22 protein-coding genes and 1 pseudogene are annotated in these 24709 nt (G+C 33.5%); 6 read left to right on the top strand and 17 right to left on the bottom strand.

Features of this window, described 5'->3' with window-relative positions:
• The 7 genes and pseudogenes from ABI657_RS14360 to aspS all read right to left on the bottom strand — a co-directional run.
• A pseudogene (locus tag ABI657_RS14360) lies at nt 1–529 on the bottom strand (NADH-quinone oxidoreductase subunit D); the annotation flags it as partial.
• Nucleotides 530–626: 97 nt separating this feature from the next.
• Complete coding sequence (locus ABI657_RS14355) at nt 627–1148, bottom strand: NADH-quinone oxidoreductase subunit C (protein ID WP_348097957.1); 522 nt, start codon at nt 1146–1148, stop codon at nt 627–629.
• 1 nt (nt 1149) lies between these two features.
• The gene (locus ABI657_RS14350) at nt 1150–1698 is read right to left on the bottom strand and encodes an NADH-quinone oxidoreductase subunit B (protein WP_348097956.1); all 549 of its coding nucleotides are present in this window, start codon (nt 1696–1698) and stop codon (nt 1150–1152) included.
• An 85-nt stretch (nt 1699–1783) separates the two neighbouring features.
• Nucleotides 1784–2149 (bottom strand): NADH-quinone oxidoreductase subunit A, encoded by a 366-nt coding sequence (locus tag ABI657_RS14345; RefSeq protein WP_243233845.1) that lies wholly within the window; start codon nt 2147–2149, stop codon nt 1784–1786.
• 240 nt (nt 2150–2389) lie between these two features.
• A complete protein-coding gene (locus ABI657_RS14340; protein ID WP_007137066.1) occupies nt 2390–2584 on the bottom strand; it encodes a cold shock domain-containing protein in 195 nt (64 codons plus the stop codon).
• 310 nt (nt 2585–2894) lie between these two features.
• Nucleotides 2895–3734, bottom strand: a complete 840-nt coding sequence (locus tag ABI657_RS14335) for a hypothetical protein (protein ID WP_348097955.1) — start codon at nt 3732–3734, stop codon at nt 2895–2897.
• Nucleotides 3735–3766: 32 nt separating this feature from the next.
• Nucleotides 3767–5512 carry an aspartate--tRNA ligase gene (gene aspS / locus ABI657_RS14330; RefSeq protein ID WP_348097954.1) on the bottom strand — a complete coding sequence of 582 codons (1746 nt, stop codon included), beginning with the start codon at nt 5510–5512 and terminating at the stop codon, nt 3767–3769.
• Between the two features lie 159 nt (nt 5513–5671).
• Here aspS and ABI657_RS14325 point away from each other — a divergent pair, with 159 nt between their 5' ends.
• Both ABI657_RS14325 and ABI657_RS14320 read left to right on the top strand, forming a co-directional pair.
• Complete coding sequence (locus ABI657_RS14325; protein ID WP_348097953.1) at nt 5672–6667, top strand: TlpA disulfide reductase family protein; 996 nt, start codon at nt 5672–5674, stop codon at nt 6665–6667.
• Between the two features lie 209 nt (nt 6668–6876).
• Nucleotides 6877–7224, top strand: a complete 348-nt coding sequence (locus ABI657_RS14320) for a membrane-binding protein (RefSeq protein WP_348097952.1) — start codon at nt 6877–6879, stop codon at nt 7222–7224.
• Nucleotides 7225–7296: 72 nt separating this feature from the next.
• Here ABI657_RS14320 and ABI657_RS14315 read toward each other — a convergent pair whose 3' ends face one another.
• From ABI657_RS14315 to ABI657_RS14275, 9 genes are all read right to left on the bottom strand, one after another.
• Nucleotides 7297–8841 (bottom strand): PepSY-associated TM helix domain-containing protein, encoded by a 1545-nt coding sequence (locus ABI657_RS14315; protein ID WP_348097951.1) that lies wholly within the window; start codon nt 8839–8841, stop codon nt 7297–7299.
• Nucleotides 8842–8844: 3 nt separating this feature from the next.
• A complete protein-coding gene (locus tag ABI657_RS14310; RefSeq protein ID WP_348097950.1) occupies nt 8845–9147 on the bottom strand; it encodes a hypothetical protein in 303 nt (100 codons plus the stop codon).
• Nucleotides 9148–9159: 12 nt separating this feature from the next.
• Entirely contained in the window at nt 9160–9492 is a 333-nt protein-coding gene (locus ABI657_RS14305) for a hypothetical protein (protein ID WP_348097949.1), read from the bottom strand.
• Nucleotides 9493–9549: 57 nt separating this feature from the next.
• Nucleotides 9550–12024, bottom strand: a complete 2475-nt coding sequence (locus tag ABI657_RS14300; RefSeq protein ID WP_348097948.1) for a TonB-dependent receptor — start codon at nt 12022–12024, stop codon at nt 9550–9552.
• A gap of 174 nt (nt 12025–12198) precedes the next feature.
• Nucleotides 12199–15375, bottom strand: a complete 3177-nt coding sequence (locus tag ABI657_RS14295) for an efflux RND transporter permease subunit (protein WP_348097947.1) — start codon at nt 15373–15375, stop codon at nt 12199–12201.
• 82 nt (nt 15376–15457) lie between these two features.
• Nucleotides 15458–16522 carry an efflux RND transporter periplasmic adaptor subunit gene (locus ABI657_RS14290; protein ID WP_348097946.1) on the bottom strand — a complete coding sequence of 355 codons (1065 nt, stop codon included), beginning with the start codon at nt 16520–16522 and terminating at the stop codon, nt 15458–15460.
• Nucleotides 16523–16529: 7 nt separating this feature from the next.
• On the bottom strand, nt 16530–17867 hold the full coding sequence (locus ABI657_RS14285) for a TolC family protein (RefSeq protein WP_348097945.1): 1338 nt from the start codon (nt 17865–17867) through the stop codon (nt 16530–16532).
• Between the two features lie 50 nt (nt 17868–17917).
• Nucleotides 17918–18517, bottom strand: coding sequence for a TetR/AcrR family transcriptional regulator (locus ABI657_RS14280; RefSeq protein WP_348097944.1), 600 nt, complete (start codon nt 18515–18517; stop codon nt 17918–17920).
• Between the two features lie 61 nt (nt 18518–18578).
• Entirely contained in the window at nt 18579–19100 is a 522-nt protein-coding gene (locus tag ABI657_RS14275) for a YceI family protein (RefSeq protein WP_348097943.1), read from the bottom strand.
• A 222-nt stretch (nt 19101–19322) separates the two neighbouring features.
• On the opposite strand from ABI657_RS14275, the gene ABI657_RS14270 reads away from it, so the two are divergent.
• The 3 genes from ABI657_RS14270 (at nt 19323) to ABI657_RS14260 (ending at nt 21316) form a co-directional block, all read left to right on the top strand.
• The gene (locus tag ABI657_RS14270) at nt 19323–20297 is read left to right on the top strand and encodes a polyprenyl synthetase family protein (RefSeq protein WP_348097942.1); all 975 of its coding nucleotides are present in this window, start codon (nt 19323–19325) and stop codon (nt 20295–20297) included.
• Nucleotides 20298–20376: 79 nt separating this feature from the next.
• The gene (locus ABI657_RS14265; protein WP_348097941.1) at nt 20377–20730 is read left to right on the top strand and encodes a hypothetical protein; all 354 of its coding nucleotides are present in this window, start codon (nt 20377–20379) and stop codon (nt 20728–20730) included.
• A 52-nt stretch (nt 20731–20782) separates the two neighbouring features.
• Nucleotides 20783–21316: a hypothetical protein gene (locus tag ABI657_RS14260; RefSeq protein WP_348097940.1), complete on the top strand. Its 534-nt coding sequence runs from the start codon at nt 20783–20785 to the stop codon at nt 21314–21316.
• 64 nt (nt 21317–21380) lie between these two features.
• On the opposite strand, the gene ABI657_RS14255 is transcribed toward ABI657_RS14260, so the two are convergent.
• The gene (locus tag ABI657_RS14255; protein ID WP_348097939.1) at nt 21381–21935 is read right to left on the bottom strand and encodes a hypothetical protein; all 555 of its coding nucleotides are present in this window, start codon (nt 21933–21935) and stop codon (nt 21381–21383) included.
• Nucleotides 21936–22050: 115 nt separating this feature from the next.
• Between ABI657_RS14255 and ABI657_RS14250 the strand changes: the two genes are divergently transcribed.
• Nucleotides 22051–24709: 2-oxoglutarate dehydrogenase E1 component (locus tag ABI657_RS14250; protein ID WP_348097938.1), on the top strand; the 2659-nt coding region annotated here is incomplete at its 3' end.

Here is a 24709-nt window from a genome sequence, read left to right as displayed (position 1 = left end):
TTCTTCCCATATTGGTTGTCAAACGGGCACCACAAATTTCTTCGTAGATTTCGTAGATTTTTTCCCTAAATTGAAAAACGTATAAGAAACCAGTATAGGCACCAGTATCAACACCCAAAATCGAATTACAAATCAAGTGATCTGTAATACGCGCCAATTCCATTACGATTACCCTTAAATATTGAGCTCTTTTTGGAACTTCAATACCTAATAACTTCTCTAAAGTCATCCACCATCCCATGTTGTTGATAGGAGAGGAGCAATAGTTCATACGGTCTGTAAGAGGGGTAATCTGGTAGAAAGGACGATTTTCGGCAATTTTTTCGAAAGCCCTGTGAATGTAACCAATAGTTGGTTCAGCCTCAAGAATTCTTTCACCATCCATCAACAGGATATTTTGAAAAATACCGTGAGTTGCCGGGTGTGTAGGGCCTAAATTCAGTACCGAAAGCTCGCTTCCGTCTTCGTTTAGTCTTTCTGTAATTATTTTAGCATAGCGATGCTCTGGTGATAATAATAGTTCTGACATCTTTAATTAAAAATTGATAATTGATAATTGATATTTTCCAATTAACTATTAATTTTTGTTTTATATTGCGTAATAATTATCAATTATAAATTGTTAATTATGCATTGATCGTTGTTCTTCCAAAGAATCTGTCGTCTTTATCCGTCCTTCCGCTGTCTTCCAATGGGAATTCTTTTCGCATTGGAAAAGAGATCATTTCATCCATATTCAAAATACGTTTCAATTGCGGGTGACCAATAAAGTTCACGCCAAAGAAATCGTATGTTTCTCTTTCCATCCAGTTGGAGCTCAAAAATATATTTGAAATTGTTTTTATCTCCGGCTTTTCGCCGTTAAGATACACTTTGATTTTGATACGTTTGTTTTCGTACCAGTTGTGCAGATGATACACAATGGCAAACTGACGCTCCGACTCATTATCCGGATAATGAATTCCACATAAATCTGTTAAAAAGTGAAAACGTAAATCGGCGTCATTTTTTAGAAAAAGAATTAATGCTGTGATTTTGTCAGCAGAAGTTTCTAATGAGAAAATATCTCTTTCCTGTTGGAAATTAAAAACACTTTCATTAAATGTTTCTACAAGTTTATCCTGAATAAGGTTGTTTTCTAAAGCCATCTTATGAAATGTTATAGGAAGCTAATAATTTTTGGTATTCCGGAGAGCTTCTTCTTCTCACAGACTCACTTCTCACCAATTCCTGAAGTTTCATTACACCATCAACAATTTGTTCCGGTCTTGGAGGGCATCCCGGTACGTAAACGTCAACCGGAATAACCTTGTCGATTCCCTGAAGAACAGAGTAAGTGTCAAAAATTCCACCAGATGAAGCACAGGCACCAACAGCGATTACCCAGCGGGGCTCTGCCATTTGTTCGTAAACCTGACGTAAGATTGGCGCCATTTTTTTAGATATCGTTCCCATTACCATCAGCATATCTGCCTGACGAGGAGAAAAACTCACACGCTCAGAACCAAATCGTGCCAAATCGTAATGTGAAGCCATTGTTGCCATAAACTCGATTCCGCAACAAGAAGTTGCGAAAGGTAAAGGCCAAAGAGAATTCGCGCGTGCCATACCTACAACATCATTTAGTTTTGTGGCAAAGAAACCTTCACCAACAACACCTTCCGGAGGGGCAACCATATTTACATTTGAATCGCTCATTTTGTGTGTTATTTTGAATTTTGAATTATAATTTTGAATATTCAAATATTTATAATTCAGCATTATGATTTAAAATAAATATTTTTTATTCCCAGTCCAATGCTTTCTTTTTGATGATATAGAAAAAACCAACTAAAAGCAAAGACATAAAAACAATCATTTTTAACATTCCTTCAATTCCCAGTTCTTTGAAGTTTACTGCCCATGGATAAAGGAAAATTACCTCTACATCAAACAATACAAATAAAATAGCAACAAGGAAATATTTTACTGAAAAAGGAATTCGGGCATTTCCGACAGATTCGATTCCGCACTCGAAGTTTTTATCTTTAGTTTCAGAAGTTCTTTTAGGGCCTAATTTTCCGGAAATAATGATAGTTCCTACCACAAAACCAACAGCCAGAATAAGCTGCATTAAAATAGGAAGATAACTGTATTGATCAGATTGCATAAACTTAGGTTTTTGACTTAAAAAATAGCCACAAAGATAGCTTTCAACTCTGTAAATCACAAGCTAAAAAAGGATTTAAGTACAGTACGAGATCGCGATTAAGTGTAATTTTTATTCATTATAAATAATAAACTAAACTTTTAGATTTTTTTAACAAGAACGCAAAAAAAAACGTTTCGAAATAAATCGAAACGTTTTTGAACCATTCAGAGGCAAAAAAAATAAATTGCTATATTTTTCTTAGATAACTGCTACTTTAGCAGCAACTTTCCCTTTTCTTCCTTCTTCTTCTTCGTAGCTTACTCGGTCACCTTCGCGTAATTCTTCCGCGTTAATTCCTGAAGCGTGAACGAAGATGTCTTTTCCTGTTTCTTCGTCTGTAATAAATCCATAACCTTTAGATTCATTGAAAAATTTTACTGTACCTGTACGCATTGTAATTGTAATAATAATTTATAATAAAGCAAATGTAAGATATAAATTCATACAAAAAACAATATACAAATATTTTTTTGCAAAAAATATTGATTTCCAGTGTATTCGGTTTTTTTTTAGCCAATTGGAATATAAATATTCCTCGAATATGAATCATTTATTAGGGATAAAATAACTTCAATATTTTTTTCTTGTAATAAACAGATTACTTAATTAGTTTTTTGTAAATTTTAAAAAAATAAATCAATTATCATTTATTTTCTTGCACGAAAGTAAATTAAATTCATGAATTAATTTGTTACCTTTATTTTTAAGAACCTGTTACAAAATCATAATTTATGTTGCCAGAAGCATCATATCTATAATTATAATTTGAAGTATTTTGTTGTATTAATTCATTGTTGTAGTATTTAAGATATTCGTATTTAGCATAGTTATTTTTTGATAATGCTCTAAAATACGTTTCATCAAAAATTATTAATTTTTTGAGTGGGTTGGTTGCGTTGTCATAATTGCTAAATTTCTCAACAGTTCTATATACGTCGGTTCCTGTAACATTTGGCCCTTCCTCAAAATTAACGGTTACAATACTATCTAAATTTTGTTTTTGATTATAATAATACATTGCTTTTTGGTAAAACTTGTATTGATAATTGTTGGGTCTTGCATATAGTTTTAAAGTTTCCTCAATTTGATTTAAATTGTTGTAGGTATAAAATATACTATCGTTAAGTTGAGACTCTTTGTTGAATATTATTTTTTTAATTATCCTGTTTTTATTGTCTAGAATCATTTTTCTCTGAAAAAATAAATCTATATTTTTAGTTATTTTAATTTCATTGTTGGTATAAACGATATCTTCTATTACTTCATCTGAAAAAAGGTAAGCTTCGAATCCTATGCTTGCTGGAAGAGGGCTTAAACCTCCAATTCTTTTAATTATTCGATTTTGAGAATCGTATTCTAACTTAACAGATCCTGCAGCCCCATTTGACTGAGGCGAACCTGATGGAACATAGTAAACCTTTAAATAATCCATGTAGGTGTAGTGATAACTTTTAATATTACTCTCTTCTGCTTGATTCTCATCGGAAGAACAACTAACAAAATACAAGAGTATTATCAGGTATGCAATTTTTAGTATTTTCATAATTGGTTGGTTGGGTTAGTTTTACAATAGATTTAGTTAATGCGGATATGTAATTCTTTTAACTGTGATTCATCTATAGTTGAAGGCGCATCAATCATGACATCCCTGCCCGAATTGTTTTTTGGGAACGCAATAAAATCACGAATAGTTTCCTGACCTCCCAAAATAGCTACTAAACGATCTAGTCCAAAAGCTAATCCTCCATGTGGTGGCGCTCCAAACTGAAAGGCATCCATTAAGAACCCAAATTGTGCTTTTGCTTCCTCTTCGGTAAAACCTAAGTATTTAAACATCAATTGCTGTGTCGCTTTATCATGAATACGAATTGATCCTCCACCAATTTCATTTCCATTTAATACCATATCATAAGCATTCGCTCTAACTTTTCCCGGATCTGTTTCCAACAAAGCCATGTCTTCCGGCTTTGGAGAAGTAAACGGGTGGTGCATCGCATGATAACGACCGCTTTCTTCGTCAAGTTCTAATAACGGGAAATCTACAACCCATAATGGTGCAAATTCTTCCGGCTTGCGTAATCCTAAACGAGTTGCCAATTCCATACGAAGTGCTGAAAGCTGTGCACGGGTTTTGTTTGCAGGACCAGAAAGTATAAAAATCATATCTCCGGGTTTTGCACCTGTAATTTTTGCCCATTGTGCTAAATCGTCCTGATCGTAGAATTTATCTACAGATGATTTAAAAGTTCCATCGTCATTGCATTTTGAATATACCATTCCTGATGCGCCAACCTGCGGACGTTTAACCCAGTCAATCAATCCGTCAATTTCTTTACGCGTATAATTTCCTGCTCCGGGAACTGCAATTCCAACCACCAATTCTGCAGCATTGAATATTGGGAAATCTTTATGTTGTGCAAATTCGTTCAATTCTCCAAATTCCATTCCAAAACGAATGTCCGGTTTGTCATTTCCATATGTTTTCATGGCATAATCGTAGGTAATTCTTGGGAATTTATCTACGTCAATACCTTTAATTTCTTTTAATAAATGTCTTGTCAATCCTTCAAAAACATTCAAAATATCTTCTTGTTCCACAAATGCCATTTCGCAATCGATTTGGGTAAATTCAGGCTGACGGTCTGCACGTAAATCTTCGTCACGGAAACACTTCACAATCTGAAAATATTTATCCATTCCGCCCACCATCAACAATTGCTTGAAAGTTTGCGGAGATTGTGGTAAAGCATAAAACTGTCCTTCATTCATACGGCTTGGAACAACGAAATCCCTGGCACCTTCAGGAGTAGATTTGATTAAATAAGGAGTTTCTACTTCGCAAAAATCCAAATCAGATAAATATTTACGAACTTCCATCGCTACTTTATGACGAAATAACAAACTGTTTTTTACAGGATTTCTTCTGATATCCAGATAACGGTATTTCATTCTGATATCTTCTCCGCCATCTGTTTCATCTTCAATTGTAAAAGGAGGCGTTAATGCGGCATTTAGAATCGCTAATTCTGTAACTAAAATTTCGATCTCACCGGTCGGAATGTTTTTGTTTTTGGCTTCACGCTCAATCACAGTTCCTTTTACCTGAATTACAAACTCTCTACCAAGTGTTTTAGCCAGTTCAAAAACGGTTTTATCAGTACGGCTTTCGTCGAAGATAAGTTGTGTAATTCCGTAACGGTCACGTAAGTCAACCCAATTCATAAATCCTTTATCGCGTGATTTTTGTACCCAACCCGCTAGCGTAACTTCCGTATTAATGTTTGAGGCATTTAATTCGCCACAATTATGACTTCTATACATTGATCAAAATTTTAGACTGCAAAAGTAAACACAAAATTCAAATTAATATAGTAAAGTGTGCAACTTGATAAGGATTAAAATAAAATATTTTGTTAACAGGTAAATTTCGAACATAAAATTTCTTTAGATTTGAGCTGTTTAAAACAAATAATATCAATTATGAAAAATTTTTTTCTTGTAGCTTTTGTTGTTTTTAGTGCTATTGGTTTCAATGCACAGACAAAAAATCAAATAAAATTTACTGCTAAAATTGCCAATAGAAACAGCGACACTCTGGTTATTAGAGGGGCGAATAATTTTACTCAGGTTATTCCAATTAACAAAAAAGAAATTTTCGCTGCCACTTTTGAAGCTCCAAAGGGGTTTTATATGTTTACAGATGGAAAGGAGTCTTCTAATTTATATCTAAAACCAAATTCTGAGGTAAACCTGACCATGGATGCTAAACAATTTGATGAAACAATTGTTTACAAAGGTAAAGGTGTAGATGAAAGTAACTTTCTGGCTCAGCATGCTTTAAAAGATGAAAAATTTCAAAATGAAGCTTTTTCAAAAGAGACTGCAGAATTTGCTGCTTTATTAGAAGCAAAGAAAAAATCGGATATTGAAAGTGTTGATAAAGGGAATTATGATCCTGAATTTAAAACAGCTTTAAAAAATTCATTTGAACAATTTAATCAATATGCAGCCCAATCTTATGAAAGTGTTTCTAAGGCTAATAAACTGAAAGGAAAACCTTCCCCGGGCTTTGATTATGAAAATTTCAAAGGTGGAAAAACAAAACTTTCCGATTTAAAAGGAAAATATGTTTACATAGATCTTTGGGCAACCTGGTGCGGACCTTGTAGAACTGAAATTCCTTTTCTGCAGAAAATTGAAGAAAAATATCATGGGAAAAATATTGAATTTGTAAGTGTTTCAATAGACAAGGAAAAAGATCATGAAAAATGGAAAAAATTTGTTGCGGACAAGAATTTAGGAGGAGTACAATTATTTGCTGACAAAGATTGGGAATCTGCATTTGTCACGAGTTATGGCGTAACGGGTATACCGAGATTTATTTTGATTGATCCTAACGGAAATATTTTAGAATCTGATGCTTCAAGACCTTCTTCTCCAGAACTTCAAACCCAATTAGATACTTTATTGAAATAATTCTTTCAAATATACAACGTTATCGTGATTTTTTAATTTTTTTAAAAACACCAGTAAAACCAGTGCTTCAGCATTGGTTTTTTTGTTTATGATTGATTCCCAATGTTAAGCTTTTACTCAATGTTACCAAATTGTTAAGTAAAAGTTTTTTTAATGTAAACATTTATATATATTTGGTAAAGATTTGATAACATTAATACCTACAAGATATGAAAAAGTGTGTAATTTTAGTTGCAATATTGTTCTCTGGAATTGTAGTTGCACAAGAGACAAAACCTGAATTAGAAGCAGTTGGAAATAAAGTAAGGGCAACTTACTATTATGAAAACGGGAAAGTGCAACAAGAAGGTTTTTTTAAAGAAGGTAAATTGGATGGCCTTTGGGTATCGTATGATGAAAATGGAAATAAAAAAGCCATTGCTGAATATACAGACGGATTAAAAACAGGAAAATGGATTTACTTCAATGATAATAATATTTGCCAGGTAGATTATTATAAAAGCAGAATTAATTCTGTTAGAAATTTAGAAGAAAAGATTGTGGCAAATAGAAATTAAGATGATTATTAGTTAATTAAAAAAGGAGAAAATTTTATTAAAATTTTCTCCTTTTTTTGTTTTGCTTTTTTTTTAATTCTCTTTTGGTTTTAAAGAAATAGCAACGTAAAGTGTAATGCACGATAGGATAGTCCAAAAGGCATCTACAAAGAAAATCTGAATTTGGTTTTGGATGAAAGAATTCCAAAGCCAATTACCGCTGACAATTCCGTTTGTGATTGGAATTAAAAATCCTAAAATACTTCCGGAAATCAAACAAAATTTATTGGTGAAAGCATTATTTTTTATAATAAGAAAAAAGATTATCAGCAAAAGCCATACTCCAAAATACAGTGTGAATAAATTTGACTGACTCAACGGATAGAAAAGTTTTGTTCCAATAAATGAAAGTGCAGTAACAGGATACATACTTAAGCAAATCGCCAGATAAATATGAACTACTGCTTCGTTGAAACGACGTTTCTTTTCGGGCATATTTTTCTTGTCTCTTGCAACGAGCCAAATCATCACACCTGAAATAATTACAAAGCAGGTAATAATTCCCAAAATAAAACTTACTATTTTTAAGGCATATCCTCCGTAATCACCAAAGTGAATGCGATATAAAACATTTTTTACAGCATCTAAATAATTGTTTTGCGTTTCAGGATTTTTCTTTGCAATTTCTTTTCCGTCCGAGATACGATAAACCACTTTTCCTATTCCCGTAAATTTTTTGTGACTTGCTAATTCGCCTTCTACCAATACGTGCATATTGGCATCTCCATAGTTCTGAATAAAAACGCGGGTAATTTCGAAATCGCTCCAATTGTTTTTAGTTTTGGCAACGAGTTCATCAATATCAAACGGGGTTGCTAATTTTTTATTTTCATATTTATAATCAGGATCATTATATTCTAATTCCTTGTAGAGTTTATCCTGATCACCATCGTACAAAGCCATGACAGCAGGTGCGACAATTAGCAGTTTAATCATAAAAAAAGCTCCGGTTACGGCATAAACAAACTGAAAAGGCAGACCAAGCATTCCTAGTGAAGTATGAGCATCTGTCCAAAGTGTTTTTAATTTTTCTTTAGGACGAAAAACATAAAAATTAGAAACGATTTTCTTCCAATGTACCAAAACTCCGGTAACGATAGCAAATAAAAAGAACAAGGCTATGAATCCTGAAAGATAATATCCAACAGGATACGGAATTTGTGCCAGAAAATGCAAGCGATATAAAAATTCACCTAAGGAATAAGATTCTTCGTAGGTGTAGGATTTGAAATTTTTAGAATCCAGATAAAAAAATTGACCTTCCTTTTGTTTGGCAGGAGCCAGTGTGTCTTTTGTGCCTTCTAAATAAACAGCAACCCTTCTCTCATTGCTTGGTTTGGAAATGGTAATATTTCTTCCATGCAAGATATATTGTTTATCCAGTGTGTCTAAAGCAGTATTGTAATCTAACTGTATTCCTTTGGTAATAGCCGTAGATTCGCTTCTTTCCCAATTGATGATTTCATCCCTGAAAAAAGAAAAAGATCCAGCGAAAAAAATCACAAAAAGCACCACGCTAATAACGATTCCGCTAACAGTATGGGTATGAAAATAGATATTATAGTGACGATTGTTCATGTTTTAAAGATCCATTGGATTATAGGTTTTACCCAAATAAATAATAAGGGAGCAAATTAATGTAATGAAAAGATAAATTCCCCAAATTTTCCATCCGCTTTTTGCTAAAAAAGCTATAACCATAAGTACAACCCAGAGTATAAAACCACTAAAAGCCATTGTCATAAGAATGTTTGCCCGATTGAACCAGACTGCTAAAGCTAAATGAAAAGTTACCGAAACAAAATAGCCGCCTAAAATGGCTGCCGTTATTTTGGCGAAACGCTGCCATTTAGATTGTGTTAAGTATTTTGGATTTGCCGGCATGGTTCGGGACAATTAGTTGTAATAGAATTCTAATAATGCGGTAATTACAAAAAGTAATAAAATAATTTTGCTGCTCACTTTTTTTAGTGGCATTAATATAATTATCAAACTTCCAATGGCCATGAGCTGAATAAAAAACATCAGGGTACCACAGCATAATGATTGTGTAAAAAGCCATAAAACGTAGGCCAGTAAAAGAAGTAATAATCCAGTGATTTTGGTTGGTTTTGGATTTTTTTGCATCCATTTTTCAAAACCTAAATCATAGGATAAGGCAGCTCTTTTTGAGGTGTAATATAAAGTGTAAAAAGCTAAAAAAACGATAAGTGTTGCAATTGTTATCATGGCTTTAAAATTACAAACATCCTTCTGTTTAACAGAAAGATGTTTTTGTTTATTTTTCTAAAATTTATAGGTAAAGCTTGCCGCAATTGCTCTAGGATCTTTAGGATGTATAGTAGACCAACCATCATAAATTTCTTTGTTTGCAATATTATTTACTTTAACTGTTACAATAAATTTTTCTGCGTTATAAAAAACAGATGAGTTTAATACGGTATATTCAGGAATTGTAAATGTTCCTGCAACTTTTCTGTTCATGATCATATTATCACCCACATAATTTCCTCCAAAACCTAAACCAAATCCTCTCAGGAAACCATTTGTAAATTTATAACTGGTCCAAAGGTTTGCCAGATTTTTAGGTCCTGCATTTTCAGATCTGCGGTTTACGAAGTCAGCATCTCCTTTTGTTAATACGGCATCATTATAACTATATCCAAAAACAATGTTTAAACCATTTATTGGGCTTGCAACAAATTCTGCTTCAAAACCTTTGTTTTTCTGACCTCCATCCTGATAAGTAGTCTGATTATTTGGTAATTCGGCTCCTGGATCATCTGGATCTATATAGGGAGTTTCTACAACATAAACCTGATCGGTAACTTTAATATCATAGTAGCTAAAAGTAGCATAAAGTTTATCTTTAAAAAGATTCAATTTAGTTCCTACTTCAAACTGATCTGCATGTTCAGGATTAAAAACTAATGGTGTTATAATAGTAGCCTGACGATTTTGACCCGGAGCAACGTTAACAAATCCATTCATATAATTTGCAAAAACAGAAACCTTATCCAGAATTGGCTGATATACAAGTCCAAATTTTGGAGACAAACCAGTTTGGTTGTATCCGTCATTTTTAGCATTCATAAAGCGGTCAACGCGCAAACTTAACATAGCTGATAATGCAGGTGTAAAGTTGATTACATTAGAAACGTATGCACTGTAAGTTTCTTGTTTTGTATTATTATCGTTTCTCGTATCATTTGCAATAATTGCATCAGACCCAACTTTTGTTAAATTTCCGGTGTCACCATTTGTTGGTCCGTAAATCGCATTAAAAGAGGCCAGATCATTCCCAATATAGATATAACCATTTCCATAATATGCAGTACTACGATCGGTAGCAGTTCTCTTGAAATAATCAAAACCTACAACAATTCTATTTCTCAAACTTCCAATTTTAAAATCGCCATTAAAGTTTTGTTGAATGTCTGTTGTTATATTTTGATTGTCCTGATCGGTAAAAAAGCGAGCCAAAACAATTCCCTCTGTAATTGAGGCAAAAGCCTTATTACTGGTACCTTCATATAAATAGGTGTAATTTCCTTTAGATTTAGCTGAACTATTAGAAAACACAGTTTGAGAACTCCATTGATCTGAGAATTTATAATTCATCTGAGTCTGAATGTTATAAGAAGGTGTTTTCATGGTAAGTTCATTACTAGTGTAAGAACGTTTGTTGTCATAATTTAATTCATCAATATTATGAACTCTTAGTGGAGCAGCTCTATCTAAAAACAACATAGTTGGGTTGGTAGATTCGCTGCTCATAAATTCAGTATTAACTAAGAATGATAGTTTGTCGTTTACTTCATAAGATAATGAAGGGGCTATGAAAAACGATTCTTTGAAACCAGCGTCCTGAAAACTATTTTGATGATTATATGCTGAATTTATCCTAAAATTTAGGGTTCTTTTATCGTTAAGAGGTGTATTGAGATCGACAGTTACACGATTTAAAGCATAACTTCCTGTAGTATAATTTACTTCTCCTCCAAAAGTTTTATATGGTCTTTTTGTAGTGGTATTGATTAATCCTCCGTAAGAAATTAAACTGCTTCCAAACAAAGTTCCGGATGGACCTCTGATGATTTCAATTTTATCAATATTTGCAGGATCTAAACTTCCATTTGTTAAACCAGGTAAACCATTAACCATTGTAGGCTGAACAGGAAATCCTCTTAATGAATAATATGCAGCTCCATCTCCGGCACGTCCTGTAGCAGCCCAAAGAGGAGTAATACCAGATGCATTTTTTAAGGCATCATCAAAATTAGTTACTACTTGTTCTTTTAATAATTCTCCTGTAATAGTAGTATAGGATTGTGGGTTTTCAAGATTTTTGAGAGGTAATCTTGACACTTGTTTTGTTTCTTTTCGGGCGAAATGATTTGTTTTTCCACTATTAATTACAACTTCTGTAAGTTCTTCTGAGTTTGAAGTTAAATTGAAGTTTTCTGTTATTTCCTGACCTTCGGTTATAATCGTTTTTTTCTCTGAAGTTAAATAGCCAACAGCAGATACCCTAATAATGTAAGTTCCGGCTTTTACATTTTTAATTTTATAGTTTCCATTACCATCTGTTGTTGTTCCCCATCTGGTTCCTTTTACAGCAACAGAAATCCCCTCTGGAGATTCATTATTATTTAAATTTATTTTTCCTTTAATCGTTGCTTTCTCTTGAGACAAAACATTTGTACTAGCTAGCAAAATAAAGAATAAACCAAATAGTGGCACTGTGATTTTTAATTTCATCTTATTTAGAATTGTTTTTGATAGCGCAAATTTAGGTGTTGAAATAACACAAACCAAATTATTTTTATTTATTCTAAATAAAACATTAAAATTTTTCAGTAGTATTAAATTTAATAAAAAAAAACCTGTTCAATTCAATGAACAGGTTTTCAGTATAAAAATTAAATAAAAAAATTAATGCGTATGTTTTGGGTTAAAACCGTCTTCGCTTAGTTCGGTATGCTCATAATCGGCAACCATTTCAGCTTCGTAATCTACTTTTTCTCCTTTAGATACTTTAGCGATTATTTTTTCCATAATTAAATAAATTACCGGAACCACAACAAGCGTAAGGAATAAAGACGAAATCAATCCACCAATAATTACCCAGGCCAAACCATTTTTCCATTCTGCTCCTGCTCCGGATGCTAATGCAATTGGCAACATACCAAATACCATCGCAATGGTAGTCATCAAAATCGGACGTAAACGAGCGTGATTTGCCTGAATTAGAGCGCTTCTGATAGATTCGCCTTCTGCTCTTCTTTGGTTGGTGTAATCGACCAACATAATGGCGTTCTTACACACCAGACCAATCAACATAATGATACCCAAAATGGTAAAGATGTTCAAGGTATTATTGGTTAAAGCCAAGGCTAAAAGTGCACCAATGAACGAAAGCGGAATGGCAAACAATACTACGAATGGATGCACAAAGCTGTCATACAAACCAACCATTACCAAATAAACCAAGATAATAGCGGCCAATAAAGCGATTCCTAAAGTACCAAAACCTTCACTTTGGTTTTCCTGATCTCCACCCCAGATGTAATTTACACCAACAGGTTTTTCTAATTTATCTAATTTTTCCTGCCATTGGGTTACAATAGTTCCGGAAGCAACTCCTACATTTTGTCCCTGAACCGTTACCGAAGCCGATTTGTCTCTACGTTCTAATTGACTTGGTCCTGAACCTTCTGAAATAGTTGCAAATTGGGTCAGTTTTATTTGTTGTCCTGCATTGTTGATGAAAATCAAATTGCTTACATCAGTAATGTTTTTTCTGTCGAAAGCATTGTATTTGATATTGATGTCGTATTCGTATTCTCCAGCTCTAAATTTACCATCAGTATTTCCACTAAAAGCAGTTTGCATGGTCATACCTACCGTTTGAAGGCTTAATCCTAATGCGGCCATTTTATCACGATCTACCTGAACATTTACTTCTGGGTTTCCGTCTTCAACCGTTAATTTAATTTCTGTAGTTCCTGGAATGGTACGCAATTCAGCTTCTGCCAATTTAGCGAATTTCATTGCTTCTTGGGTTGATGGTCCCGTTACAATTAATCCTAAAGTAGCATTTTCTGCTGTTCCTAAAATACCAACCGGAACCGTTTTTACTTTGGCACCGACCAAAACTTTTTCTAATTTACGTTTGATTTTTGCCGCATAAACCGACGCATCATCTGTACGTTCCTTTTGATCAATCATTTTTACGTTAATCTCCGCTTTGTAAGCAGTAGCCTGAGCAGCTCCAAAACCTTCAGAAGTTTGTCCTACTGTTGTAATTTGGCTAAAAACATATTCTTGACTTTTTAAATAGGCTTCTGCTTTTTGAGTCATAAAGTTGGTTTGTTCCAACGATGCATCTTTTGGCATTTCTATTTGAACTAAAAATTCTCCACTATCTGATTTTGCAAAAAATTCTCCTCCAATAAATCCTCCTCCAAATAATGGAATGATAGTTCCAAAAAACAATAGGAGCACCACTACAAAAGTTTTAACATAATGATCCAGACACCAGTTTAATAAATTAGTAACCCAGTTGGTAAAACGGGTTAGTAATTTTTCGAAACCAAGTATTGTTCTTCCGAATAAGTTTTTACCTTCAATGTGTTCTAATTTTCCAAATCGGGAAGACAACCAGGGAATAATAGTAAACGAAGCCAAAAGAGAGAATAAGGTAGATATAATTACCGTTACACAAAACTGCGTGATAATATTAGAAACTAATCCAGAACTCATTGCAATTGGTAAAAATACCACCACAATTACCAAAGTAATCGAAACTACAGTTCCTCCAATTTCGGCAGTTCCATCATAAGCGGCACGAATTCGGCTTTTGCCCATTTCCATATGCCTGTAAATATTTTCCAATACCACAATAGCATCATCGACCAGAATACCGACGACAAGGGATAATCCTAATAAACTCATTAAGTTTAAGGTATATCCTAAAAGATAAATTCCAATAAAAGTAGCAATTAACGAAGCAGGAATCGAAACCATTACAATCAATGAGTTACGAATACTGTGCAGGAAAAATAACATCACAAAGGCTACCAAAACTACTGCAATCAATAAATCGTGAATTACAGAGTCTGCAGCTTCTAAGGTATAAACAGCACTATCTTTGGCAATTTCCAGTTTTAATTGATTGGTTTTGTAATCCAGTTGCAATTTTTGAACACTTTTGGTTAAATCCTCACTTACGGCAACCGCATTGGCATCCGATTGCTTGATTACCTGAAGAATAATAGCGCTTTTTTGATTTACTCTCGAAATTTTTTCAGCAATTTTTTGAGCATCCTGTACATCTGCAATATCTCCTAAACGAACTTGAATTCCACCTTTGGAAGAAACCACTAAGTTTCTTAGTTCTTCAACGTTTTTGTATTTTCCAGCCAGACGAATCAATATTTTTTGATCACGAGTTTGAATGTTTCCTGTTGGGAAATCCAAGTTAGATGTCAAAATATTTTGTTGTATCTCTGGAACAGAAAGTCCGTAACCCTGCATTTTTGATGCATCAAGATCTACCTGAATTTCACGTTCCTGACCTCCAATAATATTTACTTGTGCTACACCGGGAACACGAGATAAAACGGGAGCAATTTTTTTATCAATCAAATCATAAAAAGTGGCTTCATCCATTTTTGCATTGGCACCAATAGTCATAATTGGTAAATCACTCAAAGAAAATTTACTAAGTGATGGTGTTTTGGCATCTTCTGGCAAGTCACTAATGATGGCATTAATTTTTCGTTGTGCATCATTCATCGAAACATCAACGTTAGCTGTAGAAGTCAATGAAATAGATACAACTGACAAACTTTCGTAGGATTTGGAATCAATCTTTTTGATATTTTCCAAGGATGCAATCGCATCTTCCATTTTTTTGGTAATCGTATTTTCTACCTCACTTGGAGAAGCTCCCGGATAAGTAGTTGAAATAGTAATTACATTTTGTTCGAATTTAGGAATCAGTTCATAGCCTAATTGACTATAACTGAACAGTCCACCAATTATTAATATTGTAAAGAGTACAATAATTAACGACGGACGTTTTATGGATATTTCTGCTAATTTCATATATTTATTTTAAAAAGTGAGAAGTAAAAAGTGAAGTGAGAATTAAGTAGTGCGTTTAGACCTATTCACCACTCACTAATTACTATTTGATAACCTCTACTGCATTACCGTCCTGTAAGTTAATTTGTCCTGTAATAATTACAGTATCTCCATCAGATAATCCGTCCACTATTTCTACCAAATCTCCTAAAATTCTACCTGCAGTTACTTTTTTCAATTTGGCAATATTGTTTTCTACCACAAAGATTTGGTTGCTGCTCACACTTCCGACAAATGCATTTCTAGGTACTACTTTTAAAGTTTGTTTTTGTTTAGAACCAAAACTTGCTGTTCCGTACATTCCTGCTTTTAAGCTGTTATCAGCATTATTCGCAATTTCAATTTCTACAGGAAAATTCAGGCTTTCATCTGCTTTTGAAGCAATAAATGTAATTTTCCCTGAGAAAATTTTATCTGGAAATACACTAGAAGTAACAATTACAGCATTTCCTTTTTTCAAGCTTGCCACCTGAGTTTCGTTCACGTTAACTTTCAACTTTAATGAAGAAACATTTACAATATCAAACAATGCAGTAGCTGGCATTCCTGATAATATAGAACCTGGCTCAATATATTTTTTATTGATAAAACCTTTTATTGGCGCTTTTACTCTTGTATCCCCAACATTTATGTTTGCCTGAGTTAGATTTGCCTGAGCATTGGTTAAGCTTAGTTTTGCCTGATCCAATTGTTGTTTAGTTACACCGCCTGTTTTAAAAGCATTTTCATAACGCGCATAATCTGCTTTTGCATTATCGTAAGAAGCTTTTGCAGTTTGTGCATTTACATTAATAACATCTCCTCTAACGGTTAATAAGGTTTGTCCAACGTTTACATAATCACCTTCTTTTACCAGAACGCTAATTACTTTTCCTGATTTTTCTGCAGAGAAAGTTAATTCCTGAATCGGTTCAAAATTTCCATTAGCCAGAAAATCTAAGCTAACTTCTTCTGTTTTTACTTGCGCCGTTTTTACGGAAACAGCAGCATTTTTCTCCGCAACTACGTCAGTTTTGGCTTTGTTTTCTGTTTTGTTTTTGGTTAAAACATATCCTATTACTACCAAAGCAGCAATAATTAAAAGTACGGTTGTTATAATTTTTTTCATTTTTCGTCTAGTTATTTGTAAGTGATTTAAGTTGTCCTTTGGATTTGATCAATGCGATTTCTGCTAATTTGTAATCTAATAAAGCTGTAGTATAATTGTTCTGTGCTGCTATCAATTCGTTTTCTGCATCCAATAAATCAGTCAAAGAAGCCAATCCCTGAATGTAGTTATTGTTTGTATTAGTCAAAACTTCCTGAGCCAATTGTGCATTTTCTTTTTGATTGTTGATTGATATAAGGCTATTCTCAATTTGAGTCTTCGCATTTTCATATTCTAAATCTAATGCCAATTTAGTTTCTTCTAAATCTACTTTTATCGATTCTAATTTGTTATTCGCCTGACGAACTTTTGCACGTGTTCCAAATCCGGTAAAAATTGGTACGTGTAAATTTAAACCAACAGAAGCATAATCAGACCAATAAACCCCATCAGAAGGTTTTTTAAACCATGGCATTTCAGGACCCTGACCAATGTAATTGTAGCTTCCTGTTAAAGAAAGTGTTGGATAATAGGCCGCTTCAACAGATTTTTTCTGATATTCTAAAAGTTGTTCGTTCTTTTTTAGTAATAAGTATTCTGTTCTTGTAGTGATATCCGCAACTTCTGAAAGTACATTTGGTGTCACTTCAAACTCCGTTTCCGGAATAGAAATTTGAGTTGCAATAGGCATTCCCATCAAAAATTTCAAAGAATTTTCCTGAAGTGCTACGGCATTCAAAGTTTGCTGACGTTGCGTATTGATATTAGAAACACGAACTAAAGTTCTGTCTAAATCAATTTTTTTAGCCAGACCATTGTCAAATTGGCCTTTAATAATGTCTTTAACTTTGGTAGTGTTTTTTAAATTATTATCTAAAACAGTTAAGTTCTGACGGGTAACATATACCTGATAATAAGCATTAGCCACTTTTTCTATAAGTTGTTCTTCGGTTAATTGCGCATTGATCTGATAAAATTCTCGAGTAGATTTTGCTGCTTTCAGTCCAATAAATACCGATTGATCGTATATCGCCTGATTTAACGAAACTCCTGCAACAGAACTCCACTTTTGCCCAAAAGCAGCCTGAATAGTTGTTCCCGGCGCACCAAATCCGGCACCATCAATAACAGTTGTTTGTATAATAGGATTGTGGGTTAAACTTCCGTTAGCAGAAATTTGAGGTAACGCTCTGGAACGAATTTCCTGAATTTGATATTCGCTGTTTTCAACTTCTAATTTTGCTTTTTTTGCATCTGCTTTATTTTGAAGCGCATATGTAACAGCATCTTTTAGGGTTAATGTTGTGACTTGTGCATTTGCCGACAGGGCAATTGTACACAAAAATAGGAGAACTATTCTTTTCATATGGAGTTAATGTTTATTTATTAATTGGATGGTATTGTCTTTCTTTTTTATTAATTACGTAAATTTTTTAATTGTTTTTCCAATTCAGTTATCCCTTCAGGAGTAGCCATTGCCCGGGTGTGATATTCTAATGCTTCCAACTCTATTTCCTGAGATTCTCTTTCTGAAACCGTAGTTTCATTAATATGAAAAATCAAAGTGTAATAAAATTTTACATATATATCTTTATTCAAATCCGCACGGTATAAATTTTGACGAATTCCTTTTTCAATATTTTCTTTAAACCATTGACTGCACTGATCAATTTCCTGAGACATTACGTTGTGATATATTTCCGGATAGTGCTTTTTTAGTTGGTAAATAGGAGAGGCATCAATATTGTTTTTAAACATATTTCGGAACATTTCCCTAATTTCAAAATTTTCATGAATGGCATTGTGATTCTTAGCAACAATGGTATCGATTATTTCATGAACCTGTCTGTGAACCAACGATGTGCTTTCTTCAATTAAAATCTCTTTATTGCAGAAATATTTGTAAATAGTTTTTTTTGAAATACACATTTCACCTGCAATGTCATCCATTGTAACACTTTTAAAACCTAGTTTTAAAAATAGATCACTTGCTTTTGCTATGATTTTCTCTTTCATTTAATTTTAAATTGCATTTACATTATAATTCCGAAACCTAAATATTAAATTTATATATAACTTATATGCAAAATTCAAGATTCGCAATAAGCTTAATGTCTTTTCCCAATGCCAGACCACCATTTTGATTATAAGAATGATAATCCAGACCAAAATCCTGACGTTTGATATCTCCTTTAATTTCAAATGCTACTTTTTTGCCGCCATTATAATTATTCACTCCAATGAATTCCGCTTCAAGTTCAACCACCTTGGTAACATCTTTAATGGTTAAGTCGCCTTTAAAAAAATTGATATTGTTATTGACTTTCTGAAACGAAGTCGATTTGAAACTAATTATCGGATACTCATTTACATCAAATAGATCCTGAAGCTGTAAATAAGTGTCAATTTGTTGAAAACTGTCGTTTTTATTATTTATGTCTAAGGAGAATTCTACTGATGCATCTTCTACTTCATTGTTTTCGATATTTACATAACCACCAAATTTATTTGTAGTTCCTCCTAAATATGCAATTATCGAATGTCTCATTTTTATTAAAACATCCGACTGGCTAGAATCTAAGGTCCATGTAGTTCTCATAAGTATTGGTTTTGTTAGTTAAAACTATTCGAAAATCATTAGGAAACTTTTTTGGTGTTTCAAGTTTCCTTTCGGGTGCAAATATAAACAGGAAACTTGAAACACCAAAAAAGTTTCCATGTTTTTTTTTAATTTTTTTTTGTTGAACGGCTAATAAATTTTGGATGCAATAATTAATATTTGAATTGTATCTTTGGCAAACGTTAATCAGATTTTCATTTTATGCACCATATTAGTCAGTATCAGGAATTTTTTATCAGTTATTTAAAAAGCCAAAACATAAATAAAGAGCCTAAAAACCTCTATGAGCCTATTACTTATATTTTGAATCTTGGCGGTAAACGTATGCGCCCGGTATTAACTTTGATGGCAACTGAGGTATTTGATGCTGATTACACAATAGCCCTTCCGGCAGCCATGGCGGTTGAAGTTTTTCATAATTTTTCATTGGTTCATGATGACATTATGGATGATGCTCCTTTACGAAGAGGAAAAGTAACAGTTCATGAAAAATGGAATATCAATACCGGAATTCTTTCCGGAGATGCAATGCTGATTCTTGCTTATCAGTATTTTGAACAATATGAGCCTGTTATCTTTAGGGATCTGGCAAAATTGTTTAGTAAAACGGCCCTTCAAGTTTGCGAAGGACAGCAGTGGGATGTTGATTTTGAAGAAAGAAATGATGTTACGATTCATGAGTATCTGAAAATGATCGAATATAAAACGGCGGTTTTAGTTGCTGCAGCTATGAAAATGGGTGCTATTGTAGCTAAAACACCTGAAAAAGAAGCCGACTTAATTTACGATTTCGGATTGAATTTAGGATTGGCATTTCAGCTTCAGGATGATTATCTCGACGCTTTTGGAGATCCTGAAACTTTTGGAAAACAAGTTGGTGGTGACATTATTGAGAATAAAAAAACCTATTTATATTTAAAAGCACTTGAGTTTTCTTCGGATGAAAGCAGTATTGAATTACAACAATTATTCAGTTTGCAATTAGAAGATAATTCGACTAAAATTGCAAAAGCAAAAGCAATTTTTAATGAATCAGGAGCCTCAAAAGCAACGCAGGAAGCAATAGAGAAATATACTTTTAAAGCTTTCGAAACGTTAGAAAAAATGGATCTTAATGCTGAAAAGAAAAGTATCCTGAAAGCATTTGGAGAAAACTTAATGGGAAGAAAAGTTTAAAACAATATCAATAACAATTTCAAAATCAATCAAAAAAATTGAAAATTGTAATTGCCATTGAATTTTGAAATTGATAATTATGTTTGTAGCACCTATAAATACTGAATCTCTGTTAGCACAGGCACAAGCAGAGGTATTATATCTTAATCTGATCGAGCAAATCAACAAGGATTTTAATCTGGCAAATGAAGGAATCGATTTTCCCTTAAGCATTTCTCCGGATGAATTAAAGATCCAGCTGCACGAAAAAATCTACAGGATGATTCAGTACAAATTTGCTGAATATCTCAATCTGCTTTATATCATAGATGTTTCTGAAATCGAAATAAAAAAGTTAGACGGTTCTGATTTGGTTATTTTGGCTAAAGAAGTTTCTTTTTTGATTTTGAAAAGAGAATGGCAGAAAGTTTGGTTTAGGAATTATTATAAATGATTTATGAACATGAGTTTTGTAATAATTTTTATCAAATAAATATTCTTATAACATGAGCATCTTAAATAATCATTTGAAGAGTAAGTTAATCGTTGAGTATGGCGGTTTTTCTAAAGAAGCATTATTAGAAAGATTGAGACTTCAAGGAATAATGCTTAATGAATTTGCTCAAATTATTTTTTTAAGTGAATTTTTTCAAACTTCAAATCAAAAACATTCTATTTTAGTTATAGAGTTATCCATAAAAGAATTAGGTTTTCCAAAAGGCGCAACAATGTTACAAATAAAAGATAGCTTAAAAAACTTTGGATTATCTGAGTGCCCTCTTGAAACAGCAGTGTATTTAAGACTTATGCTTACTAGTCAAAAAGAAATAAAAGTTTTAAATCAGGAAAAGAACAAAAATCCAGCCGGATCCTTAACTGTATTTTCAAGACCTATTATTGATGATGATGATTTTCCAAAAGGGTTCTATCTTAGAAAAATTGATGGAAAATTATGGATAAGAGGATATAAGTGTTCAATAGATGATTATATATGGGATCCAAATGACCGATTTATATTTAATGTTAAAGATATATATTAAACAATTTTTATTCAGCTACTTCTAAAGTGACATTTGGAAAATAGTGATTAATAGCAAATTTTAATTAAAAATAAACCCTCACAAAAGGCATAAAGGCAGAACCGTAAAGACTCCTTTCATCATTAAATAAAACGTCATAACGAGCCCCGACAGTTACGCTTCCGGTTCTGTAACCTGCTCCCAGAAACAAAGCGGTATTCCAATAATCATCAGAAAATGAAGGTCTGTTGTTATTGGCTTTATAATCAGTATTAACTCTTACCTGTTCCAGTTCTGCAGATAACTGAATCTCAGGAATTGGATTTACTAATCCTAAAATACTTCCTCCGTAAACGTAGGAGCTGTAGTAATTTTTAGACGATAAATATCCAAATTGCAGACCAACACCAACTGCCACAATTTCATTAATATTATAAATGGCACTCGGCATTACAGAAATATCAGTATAACCTGAACCGATTCCTAGACCCAATCCTCCTCCAAACTGAACTCTGTCCCAAAATTGATTATTGTTATCGATTACATTATTTTCTTCCTGTGCACTCATAAGATTTGAAAACAGGCTGATCAAAATCACAAAAAATGATTTGAAAACGATTGAAAAATGCATTTTCTTCATAGTTTAGGCTATTTTTAACAAATTTTTACGTAAAAGTACGTAAAAAAAACCTTTAAATAATATCGATTGTTGTACTTTTGCCATTCTATTTAACAAAAAGTATATTCAACATATTATGGATAGGTTTTCATTTTTAAATGCAGCACATACAGAGTTTTTTGCACAGTTATATGATCAATATTTAGTAAATCCGGATAGCGTTGAGCCAAGCTGGAGAAGTTTTTTTCAGGGTTTCGACTTTGGAATGACTACTTATAATGACGAAAATCCAGTTCAGCAAATCGTTGAATATGTGACTAATGACAATACTGACTACAGTAAGGTTTCTGAAAAATTACAAAAAGAGTTTAATGTATTGAAATTGATTGAAGGCTACCGCACACGTGGTCATTTATTCACTAAAACAAATCCGGTTCGTGACCGCAGAACTTCATCTCCAACTTTGGATATTGAGAACTTCGGATTAACGACAGCTGACCTGTCAACTGTTTTTGATGCGGCACAGGTTATAGGTGTTGCGCCTTGTATATTGCAGGATATTATTACCCGTCTGAAGGCAGTTTACTGTCAGCATATTGGTGTTGAATATATGTACATCAGAAATCCTGGTGTTATAAAATGGATGCAGGATAAATTAGGCATTAACAACAATCAGCCTGATTTCTCTACAGAAGAAAAACAAAATATCCTTAATAAATTAAATCAGGCCGTTTCTTTCGAGAACTTTTTACATACTAAATATGTGGGTCAAAAACGTTTTTCATTAGAAGGTGGAGAAACTATTATTCCCGCTTTGGACGCTTTGATTGAAAAAGCTGCCGAAAAAGGGGTGGAGCAATTCGTAATGGGAATGGCACACCGTGGCCGTTTGAACGTTTTGGCCAACATCTTCGGAAAATCAACTCAGGATATCTTTAGTGAATTTGACGGTAAGGATTATGATCAGGAATATTTTGACGGAGATGTAAAATACCACTTAGGGGTTACAGCCGATAAAAAAACAAGATCAGGAAAAAATATCAACATCAATTTGGCACCAAACCCATCCCACTTAGAAACGGTTGGAGCAGTAATTGAAGGAATTACAAGAGCCAAGCAGGATAAACATTTTCCTAACGATTTCTCAAAAGTATTACCAATCGCCGTTCACGGTGATGCTGCAATTGCAGGTCAGGGTATTTTGTATGAAATTATCCAGATGGCACAATTAGACGGTTACAAAACCGGAGGTACCATTCATATCGTTATCAACAATCAGGTTGGTTTTACCACAAATTATTTAGATGCCCGTTCCTCAACGTATTGTACAGATGTTGCCAAAGTAACACTTTCACCTGTATTACACGTAAATGCGGATGATGCCGAAGCAGTTGTACATGCAGTATCTTTTGCATTAGATTACAGAATGGAATTCGGACGTGACGTATTTATCGATTTGTTAGGATACAGAAAATACGGTCATAACGAAGGTGATGAGCCTCGTTTTACACAGCCTGTTTTATATAAAATCATTGCAAAACACAAGAATCCAAGAGATATTTATGCAGAGAAATTATTGTCTGACGGCGTAATTGATGCAACTTATGTAAATGCTCTTGAAAAAGAATACAAATCAGTTATGGAGGAGAATTTAGAAGCTTCCCGTAAAAAAGATTTGACAATTATAACGCCATTTATGCAAAATGAGTGGAAAGGATTTGAGCAGGTTTCTGATGATGTGATGTTAAAAAAGGTAGATACTTCTTTTGATAAAAAAGGATTGGACTCTATCATAACTACAATATCAACGTTACCATCAGATAAGAAATTCATCAACAAAATAACCAAAATTGTATCAGACAGAAAAACCGGATATGACAACAACACCTTAGATTGGGGAACAGCCGAAGCTTTAGCTTATGGAACTCTTTTAACTGAAGGATTCGATGTCAGAATTTCAGGTCAGGATGTTGAGCGTGGTACCTTCTCACACCGTCATGCGGTTGTTAAAGTAGAGGATTCTGAAGAAGAAGTAATATTACTGGACAAAATAGAAAACAAAAAAGGAAAATTCGGAGTCTTCAATTCTCTTTTATCAGAATACGGGGTTTTAGGATTTGATTATGGGTATGCTTTGGCAAATCCAAATGCACTTACTATTTGGGAAGCGCAATTTGGTGATTTCAGTAATGGGGCACAAATTATGATCGACCAGTATATTTCTTGTGGTGAAGACAAATGGAACAACCAAAATGGTATCGTTTTATTATTGCCTCACGGATACGAAGGTCAGGGTGCTGAGCACTCTTCAGCAAGAATGGAGCGTTACCTGCAATTGTGCGCCAGACAAAATATGTATGTTGCCGATTGTACAACACCAGCGAATTTCTTCCACTTGTTAAGAAGGCAGATGAAAACGAATTTCCGTAAACCATTGATCGTTTTCTCTCCAAAAAGTTTGTTGCGTGATCCAAGATGCGTTTCTTCAGTCGAAGAATTAGCAAACGGAAGCTTCCAGGAAACGATCGATGACAAAATAGTGGATAAGAAAGGTGTGAAAACATTAGTTTTCGTTACCGGTAAATTCTATTATGATATTGTGGCTGAAAGAGAAAATAACGGAAGAAATGATGTTGCAGTTGTTCGTATCGAGCAATTATTCCCTTTGCCTGTTGAGCAATTAAAAGCCATTATCGCACAATATCCAAACGCTGATGATTATGTTTGGGCACAGGAAGAGCCTAAAAACATGGGAGCTTACAGCTTTATGTTAATGAACTTTGATCTTGTAAAAT

It is taken from the genome of Flavobacterium sp. (assembly GCF_039930565.1).
Classification (GTDB): domain Bacteria; phylum Bacteroidota; class Bacteroidia; order Flavobacteriales; family Flavobacteriaceae; genus Flavobacterium.
Note: the sequence above shows the minus strand (reverse complement) of the source record. Positions and strands in the feature narration are given on the sequence as shown.